Annotated in this window: 3 protein-coding genes; 1 reads left to right on the top strand and 2 read right to left on the bottom strand. The window is 75.4% G+C overall.

Translation table 11 applies throughout. The annotated features are described in order from the left end of the window. The coding region (locus AB8Z75_RS33625) for a uracil-DNA glycosylase family protein (protein ID WP_369208730.1) at nt 1-392 on the bottom strand (392 nt) is incomplete at its 3' end. 455 nt (nt 393-847) lie between these two features. Here AB8Z75_RS33625 and AB8Z75_RS33620 point away from each other — a divergent pair. After that, a complete protein-coding gene (locus AB8Z75_RS33620) occupies nt 848-1,849 on the top strand; it encodes a beta-ketoacyl-ACP synthase III (protein ID WP_369208732.1) in 1,002 nt (333 codons plus the stop codon). 59 nt (nt 1,850-1,908) lie between these two features. Here the strand turns inward: AB8Z75_RS33620 and AB8Z75_RS33615 are convergent. Continuing rightward, on the bottom strand, nt 1,909-2,595 hold a 687-nt coding region (locus AB8Z75_RS33615), incomplete at its 5' end, for a transglycosylase SLT domain-containing protein (protein ID WP_369208728.1).

The raw sequence follows: 2,595 nt of genomic DNA, 5'->3' as shown, positions 1-2,595 counted from the left end.
GGCGGGGCGCAGTGGACGGGTGAGGTGAAACGCACCCCGTACAGCTGGAGGCCGTCGCCGCTGTGAGTCGAGGTGGGCTGCGAGGCCAGACCGAGGTCGTGGAGGGCGGCGACGAGCACGTCCCCGGCGCGGTCGCCGGTGAACATGCGGCCTGTGCGGTTGCCACCGTGCGCGGCGGGGGCGAGCCCGACGAGCAGCATCCGCGCGTCCGCCGGGCCGAAGCCGGGGACCGGGCGCGCCCAGTAGTCCCAGTCGCGGAAGGCGGGGCGTTTGACCCGCGCCGTCTCCTCACGCCATGCGACCAGCCGCGGGCAGGCGCGGCACTCGCTCAGCGACCGGCCGAGGGCGTGCACGTCCGCCGCTCGGGGCGCCTGCCGACCGGGATAGGTCATGGGTGTTCCGTCATCCTTCCTGTCCGCCGTCCTAGGGCCTCTCGTGCGCGTTCCCTCCCAGGGTGCCCGGCCACAGGGCCTCATACGTTCGGCGGAAACACCGCCTGCCACACGCCCTCCCTCACACGGGGGAAGGGCGCGGCGCCCCGCCGCGCCACCGGAGAGCACGAACGGCCAGCTCAGAGCCGCGGGGAACGGGAAGCAGCGCGGACGGTCGCCCGCCCGGCAGGCGCCCTGAGGCCCGGGCCTGAGGTAGAAAAGGCCCCTCTTGTGGGTCCATCCGTCCGGTCCGGCCGCTCGGTCCGGTCCGACCAGTCGAGTCCAGGGGGCTTCGTGCTCGTGCGCCGCAGGAACCTTTCAGCCGCCCGCAACGCGCGAGGGGGCACCGCGTGCTGAGCGGCCCGGCCCCGTTCGCCCCGCCCGCGACCGCGCCCTCCGTCCCGGTGCGCCCGGTGGTGCTGGAGGCGGTCAGCGGCTGGGTGCCGCCCCGCGTGGTGCCCAACGCCGGGCTCCCCGGGCAGTGGGGCGTGGACGACAGGTGGGTGCGTACGCGTACCGGTATCGAGCGCCGCCATGTCGCCGATCCCGGCACCTCGACGGGGGACGCGGCCGTGCACGCCGCGCGGCGGCTGCTGGAGAAGGCGGGCAACCCGCGCGTGGACGCCCTCGTCCTGGCCACGGCCACGCCCGACCACCTGTGCCCGGCGACCGCCCCGGCGGTGGCGGCCCGGCTGGGACTCGGCACCATCCCCGCCCTGGACATCGCCGCGGTGTGCAGCGGTTTCGTCTACGGCCTGGCCCTGTGCCAGGGTGCGGTCGGCGCCGCGCTGTTCGACCGGGTGCTGGTGGTGGGCGCCGACATCTACTCCCACTGGCTGGACCCCGAGGACCGCTCCACGGGCGTCGTCTTCGGCGACGGAGCGGGCGCCGCGCTCGTGGCGCGCGGCCAGGAGAGCGATTCCGCCGGTGCGCTGCTGGGCTTCGACCTGGGCAGCGACGGATCGGGATACGACCTGATCACGGTGGTGGGCGGCGGCGCACGGGCACGCTCGCTGGCCGAGCCGGAGGAACCCGGCGACCGCTACTTCCGGATGCGGGGCCGGGCCGTCTTCCAGCACGCCATCGAGCGGATGACCGCCTCGTGCGGTGCGGTGCTGGAACGCGTCGGATGGCGTCCTGACGAGGTCGACCACTTCGTGCCGCACCAGGCCAACGCGCGGATCCTCACCGCGGTCGGCAAGCGCCTGGGCATCCCCGCCGACCGCTGCGCCCTGCACCTGCGGGAAGTGGGCAACACCGGTGCCGCCTCGATCCCACTGGCGCTGGCCGACGCGCAGGCGGGCGGGCGGCTGCGCCCCGGCGCACGCGTCCTGGTGACGGCGTTCGGCGGCGGTCTCACGTGGGGTTCGGCCGCGCTGCTGTGCCCCGAGGCGCCGCCGGGCCCGCGGTCGCCCTGACATCCGGCAGAACCGGCAGGCCCGGCCCCGCCAAGCGCCGGGGTGCCGTCCGCGTCCTCTCAGCGCGAGTACTCCTCCAGATACCGCTCGACGCGCTCCACGTGCGGTCTGACCCGCTCGGGCACCCCGCCGGCCTGCAGGACGGTGCGGGAGCTGGTGCGGTAGCCGGCGGCCATCAGCGCGGGCAGGTTCTCGCGCATGCCCTCCTTCTTGTACTGCTGGTCGAGCCAGCACACGAAGTTGGTCATCGCCGCGATGGCGTCGGGGGGCGACATGTAGCTCTTGTCGCCGTCCTTGTCCCCGTCCTTGGCCCAGCCCTTGAAGACCGACGGCGTCCACATGGCGATGCCGTACTCGTTGGTCTCGGGGCGCCGGGCATCGGCGTCGAAGCCGCTCTCGGCCTTCAGCATCGCGGCGAGGAAGGCGGGGGTGACCTCGTCCTCGGGGCACTGGCGTGCGGCGTCCTCGATGACGGGCCGCAGGTCGCGGGGCACGTCGGAGTCGGCGGGGAGGGCTCCGCCAGGCGACGAGGCGGCGCGGGGGCCGCCGCTCGGCGAGGCGGCCTCGTCGTGGTCGGAGAGCAGCAGCGCCACGGACACGGCGGCGGCCACCGCCGGCACCGCGACGGCACCGGCCACAACGTTGAGGCGGCGGCGCCCACGGCCTGGCGGCCGGCGCCAGGTGAACACGCGGCCGGCGACGACGCGGCCCGAGGCGGGGCGGCCCGAGGCGGGACGACCCGAGGC

The organism is Streptomyces sp. PU-14G, from assembly GCF_041028275.1.
In the GTDB taxonomy this organism is placed as follows: domain Bacteria; phylum Actinomycetota; class Actinomycetes; order Streptomycetales; family Streptomycetaceae; genus Streptomyces.
Note: the sequence above shows the minus strand (reverse complement) of the source record. Positions and strands in the feature narration are given on the sequence as shown.